Origin of the sequence: Pseudomonas sp. YQ_6, from assembly GCF_043103245.1 — a bacterium.
Lineage (GTDB): Bacteria > Pseudomonadota > Gammaproteobacteria > Pseudomonadales > Pseudomonadaceae > Aquipseudomonas > Aquipseudomonas alloputida.
The window spans coordinates 1-13,519 of the sequence record NZ_JBICJR010000028.1 but is presented as its reverse complement, the minus strand read 5'-3'; the positions used below and the strand labels follow the sequence as shown (position 1 = coordinate 13,519).

The window sequence follows — 13,519 nt, the reverse complement described above, 5'->3', positions numbered from 1 at the left end:
CATAAGAATAAACATAAAAACAAAGCTTTTTAAATTTCTTCTCTCTGATTTCTGTTGTTTGCCACTCATCCACAGACTGGTCAAAATTTGCTCAGACGGTTTCTTTACTGGGGGTGAAGTCCCTATACTTGTCCGCTTACCTTCTCTATTCGCAAAAACAGGCACGAGGTGCGTGGTGGATTTCCCTTCCCGTTTTGACGTGATCGTCATCGGCGGCGGCCATGCCGGTACCGAGGCTGCGCTTGCGTCTGCACGCATGGGTGTGAAGACCCTGCTGCTGACCCATAACGTGGAAACCCTCGGTCACATGAGCTGCAACCCCGCCATCGGCGGTATTGGCAAAAGCCATCTGGTCAAAGAGATCGATGCGCTCGGCGGCGCCATGGCGCTGGCCACCGACAAGAGCGGCATCCAGTTCCGCGTTCTGAACAACCGCAAGGGCCCGGCCGTACGTGCCACCCGTGCACAAGCCGACCGCGCCATCTACAAGGCAGTGGTACGTGAAATCCTGGAAAACCAGCCAAACCTGTGGATATTCCAGCAGTCCTGCGACGACCTGATCGTCGAGCAGGACCAGGTCAAAGGCGTGGTGACCCAGATGGGCCTGCGTTTCTTTGCCGAATCGGTGGTGCTGACTACCGGTACCTTCCTCGGCGGCCTTATCCACATTGGTCTGCAAAACCATTCCGGTGGTCGCGCCGGTGATCCACCTTCGATTGCCCTGGCCCACCGCATGCGTGAACTGCCGCTGCGCGTCGGCCGCCTGAAAACCGGTACCCCGCCACGCATTGACGGCCGCTCGGTGGACTTCTCGGTAATGACCGAACAGCCAGGCGATACGCCGATCCCGGTGATGTCGTTCATGGGCAATGCCGAAATGCACCCGCGTCAGGTGAGCTGCTGGATTACCCACACCAATGCGCGCACCCACGAGATCATTGCGTCGAACCTCGACCGTTCACCGATGTACTCGGGTGTGATCGAAGGTGTCGGTCCGCGTTACTGTCCGTCGATCGAAGACAAGATCCACCGCTTCGCCGACAAGGAAAGCCACCAGGTGTTCATCGAGCCGGAAGGCTTGAACACCCATGAGTTGTACCCCAACGGTATTTCCACTTCGCTGCCGTTCGACGTGCAGTTGGAGCTCGTGCGTTCCATCCGTGGCATGGAAAACGCCCACATCGTGCGCCCCGGCTACGCCATCGAGTACGACTACTTCGATCCCCGCGACCTCAAGTACAGCCTCGAGACGAAAGTCATCGGCGGCCTGTTTTTCGCCGGGCAGATCAACGGCACCACCGGGTACGAAGAAGCCGGCGCCCAGGGCCTGCTGGCCGGGACTAACGCCGCACTGCGGGCGCAGGGCCGTGACAGCTGGTGCCCGCGCCGCGACGAGGCATACATCGGCGTACTTGTGGACGACCTGATTACCTTGGGTACCCAGGAGCCGTACCGCATGTTTACCTCGCGTGCCGAGTACCGGCTGATACTGCGCGAAGACAACGCCGACCTGCGACTGACCGAAAAGGGCCGTGAACTGGGCCTGATCGATGACCAGCGCTGGGCCGCGTTCTGCGCCAAGCGCGACGGTATCGAGCGTGAGGAACAGCGCCTGAAATCGACCTGGGTTCGGCCGAATACCGAGCAAGGCCAGGCCATTGTGGATAAATTCGGCACTCCGCTGAGCCACGAGTACAGCCTGCTCAACCTGCTGGCGCGCCCCGAAATCGACTACGCCGGCCTGATCGAAGCGACTGGCGGTGAAGCGATCGATCCACAGGTTGCCGAGCAGGTCGAGATCCGCACCAAGTACGCCGGCTACATCGACCGCCAGCAGGATGAAATTGCCCGACTGCGCGCCAGCGAAGACACACGCCTGCCTGTGGATATCGACTACACGACGATTTCCGGCCTGTCCAAGGAGATACAGGGCAAGCTGAGCCAGACCCGTCCAGAGACGCTGGGCCAGGCTTCACGTATCCCGGGTGTGACCCCGGCGGCGATTTCCCTGTTGCTGATTCACTTGAAAAAACGCGGCGCTGGCCGCGAATTGGAGCAAAGCGCTTGAGTTCCCTGGTCACCCCTCAACACGCTGAAGAGTTGTCCACAGGTGCGCGCCAGCTTGGTGTCGAGCTGACTGCCGAGCAGCACGAGAAGCTGCTTGGCTACCTGGCTCTGTTGATCAAATGGAACAAAGCCTACAACCTGACTGCTGTGCGCGACCCGGACGAGATGGTTTCTCGTCACCTGCTCGACAGCCTTAGCGTCATGTCTTTTATCCACAACGGCCGTGATAACTGGCTGGATGTTGGCAGCGGCGGTGGCATGCCCGGCATCCCGCTGGCTATTCTGCATCCACACAAGCGCGTCACCGTGCTGGACGCCAATGGCAAGAAAACCCGTTTCCTGACACAGGTGAAAATGGAACTCAGGCTGGACAACCTCACGGTTATCCACAGCCGGGTCGAGGCCTTCCAGCCGGCACAACCGTTCGACGGAATCATCTCCCGCGCCTTCAGCAGCATGGAGAACTTCACCAACTGGACCCGCCACTTGGGCGACACCGGGACGCAATGGCTTGCAATGAAGGGGCTGCATCCTGCCGATGAACTGGTAGCATTGCCCGCAGACTTCACAGTGGAAAGCGAACAGGCCCTGACCGTTCCGGGTTGCCAGGGCCAGCGCCATCTGCTGATACTGCGCCGCAAGGCATGACTGGGAACACTCGCAACAATGGCTAAGGTATTCGCAATCGCGAACCAGAAAGGTGGTGTGGGCAAGACAACCACCTGTATCAATCTCGCCGCCTCGCTGGCTGCGACCAAGCGTCGTGTCCTGCTGATCGACCTCGATCCGCAGGGCAACGCCACCATGGGCAGCGGTGTGGACAAACACGAGCTCGAGCATTCGGTCTACGACCTGCTGATCGGGGAGTGCGATTTGGCCCAGGCTATGCACTATTCCGAGCACGGAGGCTTCCAGTTGCTGCCTGCCAACCGTGACCTGACCGCCGCTGAGGTGGTGCTGCTGGAAATGCAGGTCAAGGAGAGCCGTCTGCGCAACGCCCTGGCGCCTATTCGCGATAACTACGACTACATCCTCATCGACTGCCCGCCGTCGCTGTCGATGCTCACGCTGAATGCTCTGGTCGCTTCCGATGGCGTGATTATCCCCATGCAGTGTGAGTACTACGCACTGGAAGGTCTCAGCGACCTTGTGGATAACATCAAGCGTATCGCCGCGCGGTTGAACCCTGAGTTGAAGATCGAGGGCCTGCTGCGGACCATGTACGATCCGCGCCTGAGCCTGAACAACGATGTTTCGGCGCAGTTGAAGGAGCACTTTGGCCCTCAGCTGTACGACACGGTCATTCCGCGCAACATTCGCTTGGCCGAGGCCCCCAGCTTCGGCATGCCAGCCCTTGCTTACGACAAGCAATCGCGGGGCGCACTGGCGTACCTGGCCCTGGCTGGGGAACTGGTACGCCGTCAACGCCGTCCATCACGCACTGCACAAACAACTTAAGGAATCCGTATGGCCGTCAAGAAACGGGGTCTCGGACGTGGGTTGGATGCACTGCTCAGTGGTCCTTCCGTCAGCGCGCTCGAAGAGCAGGCTGTAAAGATCGACCAGAAAGAACTGCAACACCTGCCGGTCGAGCTGGTCCAGCGCGGCAAGTATCAGCCTCGCCGAGACATGGACCCGGAGGCGCTGGAAGAGCTTGCGCACTCGATTCGCAACCATGGTGTGATGCAACCGATCGTAGTACGCCCGATTGGCGACAACCGATACGAGATCATCGCCGGTGAGCGCCGTTGGCGCGCTACCCAGCAGGCCGGCCTGGACACGATCCCGGCCATGGTCCGCGAAGTGCCCGACGAAGCCGCCATCGCCATGGCATTGATCGAGAACATCCAGCGCGAAGACCTCAACCCACTGGAAGAGGCCATGGCCCTGCAGCGCCTGCAACAGGAATTCGAGCTCACCCAGCAGCAGGTGGCTGACGCTGTGGGTAAGTCGCGGGTGACTGTGGCCAACCTGTTGCGCCTCATTACCTTGCCCGATGCGATCAAGACCATGCTCGCCCACGGTGATCTGGAGATGGGGCACGCCCGTGCATTGCTCGGCCTGGATGAAAATCGTCAGGAGGAGGGGGCGCGTCATGTTGTCGCACGTGGCCTCACCGTGCGCCAAACCGAGGCACTGGTCCGTCAGTGGCTCAGCGACAAGCCTGATCCGGTCGAACCGAGCAAACCTGATCCGGATATCGCACGCCTTGAACAGCGGCTCGCAGAGCGCCTGGGCTCGGCTGTGCAGATCCGTCATGGCAACAAGGGCAAAGGCCAGTTGGTTATTCGCTACAACTCGCTTGACGAGTTGCAAGGCGTGCTCGCTCACATCCGCTGAAACAATTCCTGTTGTAGCGCGAAGTCGGAAATCACTACCGAAGAGTTGAATAGGGGTTAATCCACCCCTATACTCTGCGCGCATTTTGTCGGCACAAATTATGCCAAGTCATAGCTGACTTGTTGGTCGACTTCCGAGGAGCAGTTGTGATGGAAATACGCACGCCAAACCGCCTGCCTTTCCATCGCTGGGCGGTTTTTCCGGTACTGCTGGCTCAATTTGTCGTACTGCTGCTGGCAACCTTGGTGTTGTGGCAGTGGAAAGGGTCGGTCAGTGGATATTCAGGCCTTTGCGGAGGTTTGATTGCCTGGCTGCCCAATGTGTATTTCGCCTGGAAGGCTTTTCGCTTCAGCGGGGCTCGGGCGGCACAAGCTATCGTCAAGTCGTTTTACGCTGGCGAGGCAGGCAAGATGATTTTGACGGCAGTGCTTTTTGCACTGACCTTTGCAGGAGTGAAGCCACTGGCGCCGCTAGCAGTATTCGGCGTCTTCGTGTTGACCCTTTTGGTCAGCTGGTTCGCGCCCCTGCTGATGAATAAAAGACTTTCGAGACCTTAGGGCGTTTGAGGCAACCATGGCAGCAGAAACCGCTTCGGGCTATATCCAGCACCACTTGCAGAACCTGACCTACGGTCAACTACCAGACGGCAGCTGGGGCTTCGCCCATTCGGCTGCAGAAGCCAAGGCAATGGGCTTCTGGGCGTTCCACCTGGACACCCTGGGTTGGTCCGTCGCGCTGGGTCTGATCTTCCTGTTGATCTTCCGCATGGCGGCCAAGAAGGCGACTTCCGGCCAACCTGGCGGTCTGCAGAACTTCGTTGAGGTGATGGTCGACTTCGTCAACGGCAGCGTGAAGGACTCCTTCCACGGCCGTAGCCCGGTAATCGCTCCACTGGCGCTGACCATTTTCGTCTGGGTATTCCTGATGAACGCCGTCGACCTGATACCGGTCGACTGGATTCCTCAGCTGGCCATCCTGATTTCCGGTGACCCGCACATTCCGTTCCGCGCCGTGTCGACCACCGACCCGAACGCGACCCTGGCCATGGCCTTCTGCGTCTTCGCCCTGATCATCTTCTACAGCATCAAGGTCAAGGGACTGGGCGGCTTCATCGGTGAGCTGACCCTGCACCCGTTTGGCAGCAAGAATATCTTCGTGCAAATCCTGCTGATTCCAGTCAACTTCCTGCTGGAATTCGTCACCCTGATCGCCAAGCCGATCTCGCTGGCACTGCGTCTGTTCGGCAACATGTATGCTGGCGAGCTGGTGTTCATCCTGATCGCTGTAATGTTCGGCTCCGGCCTGCTGTGGCTCAGCGGTCTGGGTGTGGTGCTGCAATGGGCGTGGGCTGTGTTCCACATCCTGATCATCACCCTGCAAGCTTTCATCTTCATGATGCTGACCATCGTCTACCTGTCGATGGCTCACGAAGATAACCATTAAGACCGCCTGGCGTGTCTGATAGCCTTCCCTGCCTGTATGGGGGGAGGGCTTAAAAAGTCCGCAAGGGCATGCTGTACCAAACGATTTGTTTTACCGCTTCAAACTAAAAACCTAACCAATACGACGTAAAAGTCGGGAGGAAAGATGGAAACTGTAGTTGGTCTGACCGCTATCGCTGTTGCTCTGCTGATCGGCCTGGGTGCTCTGGGTACCGCCATTGGTTTCGGCCTGCTGGGTGGCAAATTCCTGGAAGGCGCTGCTCGTCAGCCAGAAATGGTTCCGATGCTGCAGGTCAAAATGTTCATCGTTGCCGGTCTGCTCGACGCCGTAACCATGATCGGTGTTGGTATCGCTCTGTTCTTCACCTTCGCGAATCCGTTCGTTGGTCAGATCGCCGGCTAATCACTCGTCACCACGAGTTGATGGCTGTATGAATTAAGACCGAGCGAGGTGTTGGCGTGAACATTAATGCAACCCTGATTGGCCAATCCGTTGCTTTCCTGATTTTTGTACTCTTCTGCATGAAGTATGTATGGCCTCCGGTCATCACTGCCCTGCAAGAGCGCCAAAAGAAGATTGCCGACGGCTTGGACGCTGCCAACCGCGCAGCTCGCGACCTGGAGCTGGCCCAAGAGAAAGCGGGTCAGCAACTGCGTGAAGCTAAAGCACAGGCAGCCGAAATCATCGAGCAAAGCAAGAAACGCGCTGCTCAGCTTGTCGACGAAGCCCGTGAACAGGCTCGCGTCGAAGCTGACCGTGTGAAGGCTCAGGCTCTGGCCGAGATCGAACAGGAACTGAACAGCGCTAAAGACGCCCTGCGTGCCCAAGTGGGTGCTCTGGCCGTTGGTGGTGCTGAAAAGATCCTTGGCGCCACAATCGATCAAAACGCGCATGCGGAGCTGGTTAACAAACTGGCCGCTGAAATTTAAGCGAGGGCGATCATGGCAGAACTGACCACGTTGGCCCGACCTTACGCTAAGGCTGCCTTTGAGCATGCCCAGGCCCATCAGCAACTGGCCAATTGGTCAGCCATGCTCGGCCTGGCTGCTGCGGTGTCGCAAGACGACACCATGCAGCGCCTGCTCAAGGCCCCGCGACTGACGAGCGCAGAAAAGGCCGCCACGTTCATTGACGTGTGCGGTGACAAGTTCAATGCACAGGCACAGAATTTCATTCATGTTGCCGCGGAAAACGACCGTCTCCTGCTTCTGCCGGAGATTGCCGCCCTGTTCGACCTGTACAAGGCCGAGCAAGAGAAATCCGTGGACGTGGAAGTCACCAGTGCCTTCGCGTTGAACCAAGAACAGCAAGACAAACTCGCCAAGGTTCTCAGTGCACGGTTAGGCCAGGAAGTGCGCCTGCACGCGTCGGAGGATGCCAGCCTGATTGGCGGCGTCGTCATCCGCGCCGGTGACCTGGTAATCGATGGCTCTGTTCGCGGCAAAATCGCGAAACTGGCCGAAGCATTGAAATCTTGAGTTTGAAGGGGCAGCAGAGCAATGCAGCAACTCAATCCTTCCGAAATTAGTGAAATCATCAAGGGCCGCATCGATAACCTCGATGTGAGCTCCCAAGCCCGTAACGAAGGTACCGTCGTTTCGGTATCCGACGGTATCGTGCGGATCCACGGTCTGGCCGACGTCATGTACGGCGAAATGATCGAGTTCCCTGGCAGCGTATACGGCATGGCCCTGAACCTGGAGCAAGACTCCGTAGGTGCAGTGATCCTGGGTGCCTATGACACCCTCGCCGAAGGCATGAGCGCCAAGTGCACCGGCCGCATTCTGGAAGTTCCGGTTGGTAAGGAACTGCTGGGTCGCGTCGTTGACGCACTGGGTAACCCGATCGACGGCAAAGGTCCTCTGGGTAACACCCAGACCGACGCAGTCGAGAAAGTGGCTCCAGGCGTGATCTGGCGTAAGTCGGTAGACCAGCCTGTACAGACTGGTTACAAATCCGTCGACGCCATGATCCCTGTCGGCCGTGGCCAGCGTGAGCTGATCATTGGCGACCGTCAGATCGGCAAGACCGCCATGGCCATCGACGCCATCATCAACCAGAAAGACTCCGGTATTTTCTGTGTTTATGTTGCAGTCGGCCAGAAGCGTTCCACCGTTGCCAACATCGTTCGCAAGCTGGAAGAAACCGGCGCCCTGGCCAACACCATCGTGGTTGTTGCCAGTGCTTCGGAATCCGCCGCACTGCAATTCCTGGCGCCATACGCCGGTTGCACCATGGGCGAGTTCTTCCGCGACCGCGGTGAAGACGCACTGATCGTTTACGATGACCTGTCCAAGCAGGCCGTTGCCTACCGCCAGATCTCCCTGCTGCTGCGCCGTCCACCAGGACGCGAAGCATACCCAGGCGACGTGTTCTATCTCCACTCCCGTCTGCTGGAGCGTGCATCGCGCGTTTCGGAAGAGTACGTCGAGAAGTTCACCAACGGTGCTGTTACTGGCAAAACTGGTTCCCTGACCGCTCTGCCGATCATCGAAACCCAGGCTGGCGACGTTTCTGCGTTCGTTCCGACCAACGTGATTTCCATCACCGACGGTCAGATCTTCCTGGAATCGGCCATGTTCAACTCGGGCATCCGCCCTGCAGTGAACGCCGGTGTTTCGGTATCCCGCGTAGGTGGTGCCGCTCAGACCAAGATCATCAAGAAGCTGTCCGGTGGTATTCGTACCGCTCTGGCTCAGTACCGTGAACTGGCTGCATTCGCCCAGTTCGCGTCCGATCTGGACGAAGCGACCCGCAAGCAGCTGGAGCATGGTCAGCGCGTTACCGAGCTGATGAAGCAGAAGCAGTACGCGCCGATGTCCATCGCGGACATGGCTCTGTCGCTGTACGCCGCTGAGCGTGGCTTCCTGATCGACGTAGAAGTCTCCAAGATCGGCAGCTTCGAGCAAGCTCTGATCGCCTTCTTCAACCGTGATCACGCTGAACTGATGGCGAAGATCAACGTGAAGGGTGACTTCAACGACGAAATCGACGCAGGCCTGAAAGCCGGTATCGAGAAGTTCAAGGCCACCCAGACCTGGTAAGCCGCAGCGGGGGCTCAGGCCCCCGCTTGCTAACCTGATAGGTGATACATGGCAGGCGCAAAAGAGATTCGCAGTAAGATTGCGAGCATCAAAAGCACGCAAAAAATTACCAGCGCCATGGAGAAAGTGGCGGTCAGCAAGATGCGCAAGGCACAAATGCGCATGGCTGCTAGCCGTCCTTACGCGGAACGTATCCGCCAGGTGATCGGTCATCTGGCCAACGCCAACCCGGAATACCGCCACCCGTTCATGATCGAGCGCCCTGTAAAGCGCGCCGGTTATATCGTGGTGAGCAGTGACCGTGGTCTGTGCGGTGGCTTGAACACCAACCTGTTCAAGGCCCTGGTCAAGGACATGAGCGCAAACCGCGAACAGGGCGTGGAAATCGACCTGTGCGTGATCGGCAGCAAGGGTGCGACTTTCTTCCGCATCTTTGGCGGCAACGTCGTAGCAGCGATCAGCCACTTGGGCGAAGAGCCATCGATCAACGATCTGATCGGCTCCGTCAAAGTGATGCTGGACGCCTACCTGGACGGCCGTATCGATCGCCTCTCGGTGGTTTCGAACAAGTTCATCAATACCATGACCCAGAAGCCGACGGTCGAGCAATTGGTACCGTTGGTGGCAACCCCGGATCAGGATCTCAAGCATCACTGGGACTACCTGTACGAACCCGACGCAAAAGAGCTGCTGGACGGCTTGATGGTGCGTTACGTGGAGTCGCAGGTATACCAGGCGGTGGTCGAGAACAACGCTGCTGAACAAGCGGCCCGGATGATCGCCATGAAGAACGCCACAGACAACGCCGGTGATTTGATCAAAGAGCTTCAGTTGATCTACAACAAGGCGCGTCAGGCTGCGATCACCCAGGAGATCTCGGAAATCGTCGGCGGCGCTGCCGCGGTTTAACGGTTCACATATTCAGAGGATCCAGCTATGAGTAGCGGACGTATCGTTCAAATCATCGGCGCCGTCATCGACGTGGAATTCCCACGTGACGTCGTGCCGAGTGTATACAACGCGCTTAAAGTACAAGGCGCGGAAACCACCCTGGAAGTTCAGCAGCAGCTGGGCGACGGCGTGGTTCGTACCATTGCGATGGGCTCGACCGAAGGCCTGAAGCGCGGTCTGGATGTCGTCGACACCGGCGCTGCCATTTCCGTTCCAGTTGGTAAGGCCACCCTGGGCCGTATCATGGACGTACTGGGCAACCCGATCGACGAAGCCGGCCCGATCGGCGAAGAAGAGCGTCGCGGTATCCACCAGCCAGCGCCTTCGTTCGCTGACCAGGCAGGCGGCAACGACCTGCTGGAAACCGGCATCAAGGTTATCGACCTGGTTTGCCCGTTCGCCAAGGGTGGTAAAGTTGGTCTGTTCGGTGGTGCCGGTGTCGGCAAGACCGTAAACATGATGGAACTGATCCGTAACATCGCCATGGAACACAGCGGTTACTCCGTGTTCGCTGGTGTGGGTGAGCGTACTCGTGAGGGTAACGACTTCTACCACGAGATGAAGGACTCCAACGTTCTCGACAAGGTAGCGCTGGTCTACGGTCAGATGAACGAGCCACCAGGAAACCGTCTGCGTGTAGCGCTGACCGGCCTGACCATGGCCGAGAAGTTCCGTGACGAAGGTAACGACGTTCTGCTGTTCGTCGACAACATCTATCGTTACACCCTGGCCGGTACCGAAGTATCCGCACTGCTGGGCCGTATGCCTTCGGCGGTAGGTTACCAGCCGACCCTGGCTGAAGAGATGGGCGTTCTGCAAGAGCGCATCACCTCCACCAAGGAAGGTTCGATCACCTCCGTACAGGCCGTATACGTACCTGCGGACGACTTGACCGACCCGTCGCCAGCGACCACCTTCGCCCACTTGGACGCCACCGTCGTTCTGTCCCGTGACATCGCCTCCCTGGGTATCTACCCAGCGGTCGACCCACTGGACTCGACTTCGCGCCAGCTGGACCCGAACGTGATCGGCAACGAGCACTACGAGACCGCTCGTGGCGTTCAGTATGTTCTGCAGCGCTATAAAGAGCTGAAGGACATCATTGCGATCCTGGGTATGGACGAACTGTCCGAAGCCGACAAGCAACTGGTAGCCCGCGCTCGTAAGATCCAGCGCTTCCTGTCGCAGCCGTTCTTCGTGGCAGAAGTGTTCACCGGTTCGCCAGGTAAGTACGTTTCCCTGAAAGACACCATCGCTGGCTTCAGCGGCATCCTCAAAGGTGACTACGACCACCTGCCAGAACAAGCGTTCTACATGGTCGGCAGCATCGACGAAGCGATCGAGAAAGCCAAGAAACTGTAATTCCTGCGCCCCGCAAGGGGCGCTATCAGGTTGAGGCAAGCAGATGGCTATGACAGTCCATTGCGATATCGTCAGCGCGGAAGGAGAGATCTTCTCCGGCCTGGTCGAGATGGTAGTTGCGCACGGTAACCTGGGTGATCTTGGTATCGCTCCAGGCCATGCGCCGCTGATCACCAATCTCAAGCCTGGTCCGATCACGCTGACCAAGCAGGGTGGCGCACAAGAGGTGTTCTACATCTCTGGTGGTTTCCTCGAGGTTCAGCCGAACATGGTCAAGGTGCTTGCCGATACCGTGCAACGTGCTGCAGACCTGGATGAAGCTCAGGCTCAGGAGGCCCTCAAGGCTGCCGAGAACGCCCTGAATCTGAAAGGCGCGGACTTCGACTACGGTGCCGCCGCCGCACGTCTGGCCGAGGCCGCAGCCCAGCTGCGTACCGTCCAGCAAATGCGCAAAGGCAAGTAATCGGCTACGGCTGATAACTTCTGTTGCGATTGAGTAAAAGGGTAGCCTCGGCTACCCTTTTTCTTTTTCTGTTTTCTCCCCCGGTCTTTCACTGACCGCCCAGGATTGGTAGCCAGTAATGTCACTCGATATCGTTATTCTCGCCGCCGGCCAAGGCACCCGCATGCGCTCGGCGCTGCCCAAAGTGTTGCACCCGGTGGCTGGCAATTCCATGCTCGGCCATGTTATCCACAGCGCGCGCCAACTTCAGCCGCAAGGTATTCATGTGGTCATTGGCCATGGCGCCGAGCTGGTCCGCGAGCGGCTGGCTGCTGACGACCTGAATTTCGTCATGCAGGATAAACAGCTGGGTACCGGTCATGCTGTTGCCCAGGCACTGCCAGCGCTGACCGCTGACACCGTGCTGGTGTTGTACGGCGACGTGCCGTTGATCGAAGTGGAGACCTTGCAGCGTCTGTTGGCGAAGGCCAACGATCAGCAGCTGGGACTGCTGACAGTCACCCTCGATGATCCGACCGGCTATGGCCGGATCGTGCGTGACGAGCAGGGCAAGGTAACTGCCATCGTTGAGCACAAGGACGCCAACGACGCGCAAAAAGCGATCAACGAAGGCAACACCGGCATTCTGGCGCTGCCGGCCGCGCGCCTCGCCGACTGGATGGGCCGCCTGTCGAACAACAACGCCCAGGGCGAGTACTACCTGACTGACGTAATCGCCATGGCAGTGGCCGATGGCTTGGTGGTGGCAACTGAACAGCCACACGACGCTATGGAAGTGCAGGGCGCCAACGACCGCCGCCAGCTCTCCGAGCTGGAGCGTCACTACCAGTTGCGTGAAGGCCGCCGTCTGATGGCTCAGGGGGTTACCCTGCGTGATCCGGCACGCTTCGATGTTCGTGGTGAAGTAAGCGTTGGTCGTGACGTGCTGATCGACATCAACGTGATTCTCGAAGGCAAGGTGGTCATCGAAGACGATGTGCAGATCGGCCCTAACTGCGTGATCAAGAACACGACCCTGCGCAAAGGCGCGGTGGTCAAGGCCAACAGCCACCTCGAAGGCGCCGTGATGGGAGAAGGCAGCGATGCTGGCCCGTTCGCCCGCCTGCGCCCGGGCAGCGTACTGGACGCCAAGGCCCATGTGGGTAACTTCGTTGAACTGAAAAACGCCCACCTGGGTGAAGGGGCCAAGGCTGGTCACCTGACCTACCTGGGGGATGCCGAAATCGGTGCGCGCACCAATATCGGCGCCGGCACCATCACCTGTAATTACGATGGCGCCAACAAGTTCAAGACCGTGATGGGTGAAGACGTGTTCATTGGATCGAACAACTCGCTGGTGGCGCCTGTGGAAATCAAGGCCGGCGCTACCACCGCAGCTGGCTCGACCATCACCCAGGCTGTAGACGCGGGTGACCTGGCTGTAGCCCGTGCGCGCCAGCGCAACATTTCGGGTTGGAAGCGCCCTGAGAAGATCAAGAAGAGCTGAGTTATTCACAGGCGTTTCGATCGAAAGCCGACTTATGTGAATAAGTCGGCTTTTTTATTGGCGCTCCCGCGCCTTGGACTGCCCCCCAAAAGTTGGACAGTTCTAAGCTACAGCCCGAGCCCTGTATTCCACAGGGCTCAGGCCATTGAGTCTCAGCTTGATGCGATCATGGTTGTAGTAGTGAATGTACTCATCCAGACCCGCTCTCAGCTCATCAATGCTCTCGAAACACTTCAGGTAGAAAAACTCAGATTTGAGCGTGCCGAAGAAGCTTTCCATGGCCGCATTGTCCAGGCAATTGCCTTTTCGAGACATGCTCTGCTTTACCCCGCATTCGCTTAGCTTACGGCGGTATTGCGCCTG

General features: G+C 58.4%; 15 protein-coding genes. 14 read left to right on the top strand and 1 reads right to left on the bottom strand.

Annotated features, from left to right (window positions below):
* Positions 1–175 precede the first annotated feature (175 nt).
* From mnmG to glmU, 14 genes are all read left to right on the top strand, one after another.
* A complete protein-coding gene (gene mnmG / locus ACF8FG_RS08875; protein ID WP_014589199.1) occupies positions 176–2,068 on the top strand; it encodes a tRNA uridine-5-carboxymethylaminomethyl(34) synthesis enzyme MnmG in 1,893 nt (630 codons plus the stop codon).
* Entirely contained in the window at positions 2,065–2,715 is a 651-nt protein-coding gene (gene rsmG / locus ACF8FG_RS08870) for a 16S rRNA (guanine(527)-N(7))-methyltransferase RsmG (RefSeq protein WP_076402390.1), read from the top strand. Before mnmG ends, rsmG begins: the two co-directional genes overlap by 4 nt.
* 18 nt (positions 2,716–2,733) lie before the next feature.
* Complete coding sequence (locus ACF8FG_RS08865) at positions 2,734–3,525, top strand: ParA family protein (protein WP_003253182.1); 792 nt, start codon at positions 2,734–2,736, stop codon at positions 3,523–3,525.
* Positions 3,526–3,534: 9 nt separating this feature from the next.
* Positions 3,535–4,407: a ParB/RepB/Spo0J family partition protein gene (locus ACF8FG_RS08860; protein WP_003253185.1), complete on the top strand. Its 873-nt coding sequence runs from the start codon at positions 3,535–3,537 to the stop codon at positions 4,405–4,407.
* Between the two features lie 149 nt (positions 4,408–4,556).
* On the top strand, positions 4,557–4,964 hold the full coding sequence (locus ACF8FG_RS08855; RefSeq protein ID WP_010955890.1) for a F0F1 ATP synthase subunit I: 408 nt from the start codon (positions 4,557–4,559) through the stop codon (positions 4,962–4,964).
* 16 nt (positions 4,965–4,980) lie between these two features.
* Entirely contained in the window at positions 4,981–5,850 is an 870-nt protein-coding gene (atpB, locus tag ACF8FG_RS08850; RefSeq protein ID WP_010955889.1) for a F0F1 ATP synthase subunit A, read from the top strand.
* Between the two features lie 144 nt (positions 5,851–5,994).
* Positions 5,995–6,252 (top strand): F0F1 ATP synthase subunit C, encoded by a 258-nt coding sequence (gene atpE, locus ACF8FG_RS08845; RefSeq protein ID WP_003097235.1) that lies wholly within the window; start codon positions 5,995–5,997, stop codon positions 6,250–6,252.
* Positions 6,253–6,308: 56 nt separating this feature from the next.
* Entirely contained in the window at positions 6,309–6,779 is a 471-nt protein-coding gene (locus ACF8FG_RS08840; RefSeq protein WP_010955888.1) for a F0F1 ATP synthase subunit B, read from the top strand.
* Positions 6,780–6,791: 12 nt separating this feature from the next.
* Positions 6,792–7,328 carry a F0F1 ATP synthase subunit delta gene (locus ACF8FG_RS08835; RefSeq protein WP_003253191.1) on the top strand — a complete coding sequence of 179 codons (537 nt, stop codon included), beginning with the start codon at positions 6,792–6,794 and terminating at the stop codon, positions 7,326–7,328.
* 21 nt (positions 7,329–7,349) lie between these two features.
* Entirely contained in the window at positions 7,350–8,894 is a 1,545-nt protein-coding gene (gene atpA, locus ACF8FG_RS08830; RefSeq protein ID WP_010955887.1) for a F0F1 ATP synthase subunit alpha, read from the top strand.
* A gap of 48 nt (positions 8,895–8,942) precedes the next feature.
* The gene (atpG, locus tag ACF8FG_RS08825) at positions 8,943–9,803 is read left to right on the top strand and encodes a F0F1 ATP synthase subunit gamma (protein WP_003253195.1); all 861 of its coding nucleotides are present in this window, start codon (positions 8,943–8,945) and stop codon (positions 9,801–9,803) included.
* Between the two features lie 27 nt (positions 9,804–9,830).
* Positions 9,831–11,207 (top strand): F0F1 ATP synthase subunit beta, encoded by a 1,377-nt coding sequence (gene atpD / locus ACF8FG_RS08820; protein WP_003253197.1) that lies wholly within the window; start codon positions 9,831–9,833, stop codon positions 11,205–11,207.
* A gap of 43 nt (positions 11,208–11,250) precedes the next feature.
* A complete protein-coding gene (locus ACF8FG_RS08815) occupies positions 11,251–11,670 on the top strand; it encodes a F0F1 ATP synthase subunit epsilon (protein WP_016489909.1) in 420 nt (139 codons plus the stop codon).
* A 118-nt stretch (positions 11,671–11,788) separates the two neighbouring features.
* Positions 11,789–13,156, top strand: a complete 1,368-nt coding sequence (gene glmU / locus ACF8FG_RS08810; RefSeq protein WP_019436530.1) for a bifunctional UDP-N-acetylglucosamine diphosphorylase/glucosamine-1-phosphate N-acetyltransferase GlmU — start codon at positions 11,789–11,791, stop codon at positions 13,154–13,156.
* 102 nt (positions 13,157–13,258) lie between these two features.
* Here the strand turns inward: glmU and ACF8FG_RS08805 are convergent.
* The coding region (locus ACF8FG_RS08805) for an IS3 family transposase (protein WP_392518710.1) at positions 13,259–13,519 on the bottom strand (261 nt) is incomplete at its 5' end.